The sequence below is a fragment of the Alcanivorax sp. HI0083 genome (assembly GCF_001635175.1).
Window position 1 is genome coordinate 1 of the sequence record NZ_LWFX01001421.1, and the last position, 2,168, is coordinate 2,168.

A 2,168-nucleotide genomic window follows, 5' to 3' on the forward strand; every position below is an offset into this window, starting at 1 on the left:
CTGTACGCATCAGCCGCGGCTCTCGTCACCCTGCAGCGCCAGCCCACTATTATGCCGCGCCGCAAGCGGCAGCAGCGGCGCCTGCACCAGCAGCAGCTCCAGCACCTGCCGCCGACGCACCGGCTGCAGCGGACAACACCCCCAGCGGCCATCTGGTACGCTCCCCCATGGTCGGCACCTTCTATCGCTCCCCGTCGCCGGGTGCGGCGTCCTTTGCCGAAGTGGGCCAAAAAGTCCAGGCCGGCGATGTGCTGTGCATCGTGGAAGCCATGAAGATGATGAACCAGATCGAGGCCGACAAGTCCGGCACGCTGGATGCCATTCTGGTAGAAGACGGCGAGCCGGTTGAATTCGACCAGCCTCTGTTCTCCATCGTTTAACGGAGGCCTCCCATGCTGGAAAAGGTAGTCATTGCCAACCGCGGCGAGATTGCTCTGCGTATTCTTCGCGCTTGTAAAGAACTGGGCATTCGCACCGTAGCGGTTTACTCCAAACCGGACCGGGACCTGATGCACGTGCGTCTGGCCGACGAGGCGGTGTGTATTGGCCCCGCGTCGTCCACCGATTCATACCTCAATATTCCTGCCCTGATCAGCGCAGCGGAAGTCACCGATGCCGATGGCATTCACCCCGGTTATGGTTTCCTGGCGGAAAATGCGGATTTTGCCGAAAGTGTGGAGCGCTCCGGCTTCACCTTTATCGGCCCCAAAGCAGACACCATCCGCCTGATGGGCAACAAGGTTGCGGCCATCGAGGCCATGAAAGAAGCCGGCGTCCCCACCGTACCCGGGTCTGACGGCCCCATCGGTGACGATGACGATGCCTCACTGGCGATGGCCAAACAGATTGGTTATCCGGTGATAATCAAAGCCGCCGCCGGCGGTGGTGGCCGTGGCATGCGCGTAGTCGATGAAGCCAAACATCTGCTCAACGCCATCACCCTGACCCGCTCCGAAGCCAAGAATGCTTTCGGCGATGCCACCGTCTACATGGAAAAATTCCTGCAGAAACCGCGGCATGTGGAAGTGCAGGTGCTGGCTGACGGGGCTGGCCATGCCATTCATCTGGGTGACCGCGATTGCTCACTGCAACGCCGCCATCAGAAAGTGGTGGAAGAAGCCCCGGCCCCCGACATCCCGCAGCACCTGAAAGACGAAGTGGCCCAGCGCTGCGTGGATGCCTGCAAAACCATCAACTACCGGGGCGCCGGCACGTTCGAATTCCTCTATGAAGACGAGCGCTTCTACTTCATCGAGATGAACACCCGGGTTCAGGTAGAGCATCCGGTGACCGAAATGGTCACCGGGGTGGATATCGTCAAGGAGCAGCTGCGCATTGCCGGCGGTGAAGGGCTGGCGCTGCAGCAAGCCGACGTGCAGTTCCAGGGCCATGCCATCGAAGTACGCGTGAACGCGGAAGATCCAGTCCGCTTCACTCCTTGCCCGGGGAAAATATCCTACTTCCATGCGCCTGGCGGCAACGGCGTGCGGGTGGACTCCCATATCTACAGTGGCTACACCGTCCCCCCCTATTACGATTCCCTGATCGGCAAGCTGATCACCTGGGGGGAAAGCCGCGACATCGCCTTTGCGCGCATGAAAAACGCACTGGACGAAATCGTGGTAGAAGGCATCAAGACCAATATCGCTCTGCACCGCGACAAAATCTTCAAGGACAAGGCGTTCATTGAAGGCGGAGTGGATATTCACCACCTGGAGAAAAAGCTGGGCGATCAATAAGCGCCTGCTCTTTCCTCTGCGCCACAACAAAGGCCGCGCCCGCTAACCCGGCGCGGCCTTTGTTTTTCTGGCCCGGCAACGGCAAAAATCACCGCACCAGCGAACCGGCCGGCGTAACGACAGGCAGCGCAGGGCAGCAGAATCCGCTAGACTGCGGCCACTTTCCACCCGTACATCACAACGCCTTGCAGGAGTGTCCATGGCCTGGCTTCAGCTCCACCTTGCCACCACCGAACAACACGCCGATGCCTTTCAGGCTGCCCTGGAAAACCTCGGCGCCGTGGCCGTGACCCTCACCGACGGCGCCGACCAGCCCGTATTCGAACCGCCGCCGGGCACCCGCCCGTTGTGGCAAAACACCGTGGTCAGTGCGCTGTTTGAAAAGGACCAGACTCCCGAGCTGATACTTGCCGCTCTCACAGCCCAGGG

3 protein-coding genes are annotated in these 2,168 nt (G+C 60.7%); all 3 read left to right on the forward strand.

Annotated elements, in window-relative coordinates; all coding sequences use genetic code 11:
* On the forward strand, nucleotides 1-380 hold a 380-nt coding region (accB, locus tag A3754_RS21535; protein ID WP_063521298.1), incomplete at its 5' end, for an acetyl-CoA carboxylase biotin carboxyl carrier protein.
* Nucleotides 381-392: 12 nt separating this feature from the next.
* Entirely contained in the window at nucleotides 393-1,739 is a 1,347-nt protein-coding gene (gene accC / locus A3754_RS21540; protein ID WP_063521297.1) for an acetyl-CoA carboxylase biotin carboxylase subunit, read from the forward strand.
* 199 nt (nucleotides 1,740-1,938) lie between these two features.
* Nucleotides 1,939-2,168 (forward strand): 50S ribosomal protein L11 methyltransferase (locus tag A3754_RS21545; protein WP_197468771.1); only part of this gene is annotated, 230 nt, incomplete at its 3' end.

Bases quoted from the DNA above. Each gene is read 5' to 3' on its own strand.
- accC (WP_063521297.1), top strand. From the start codon at position 393: ATGCTGGAAAAGGTAGTCATTGCCAACCGCGGCGAGATTGCTCTGCGT.